Raw genomic sequence first — 440 nt, forward strand, 5'->3', positions numbered from 1 at the left:
TACTCGTTGAGCGCGGTGCCGTAGAACGAGCTGAACCGGTGCTTGCGCATGACCGGCTCGTCGTCCAGCGGCTTCAACGCCGGGTCCAGCTCGTCCCCACCGTTGCCCCACGCACCCGGGAACGACGACAGCGGCAGCACACCGGGCCACTTCTTGTCCGCCACACCCGCGTCCTTGCCATCCGGACGCAGGCCCCACAGCGACCACACCACCGGGATCCCCACCGAACGGCACGCCTCGATCACCCGCGCCACCACCGGCACGGTGTCCTTGCCCTCCGGAGCCCCAGCGATGCTCTCGATGTACATCGCCCCACCCGGAGTCACGCACGCCTGCTGCATGTCCAGCACCAGGAGCAGCGTCTTCTTCGGATCGATCGACGTCGACACCATGGCCGACCGGTCGATGACCTTGTCAATGTTCTCGTACGTGAAATCCAG

At 66.1% G+C, this 440-nt stretch carries 1 protein-coding gene; it reads right to left on the reverse strand.

What is annotated here, in order from left to right; genetic code table 11:
- A partial coding sequence (locus ACYQ0U_RS22825) for a cysteine hydrolase family protein (RefSeq protein ID WP_459976173.1) occupies positions 1-440 on the reverse strand: 440 nt, incomplete at both ends.

Source organism: Nocardioides pyridinolyticus (assembly GCF_054653575.1).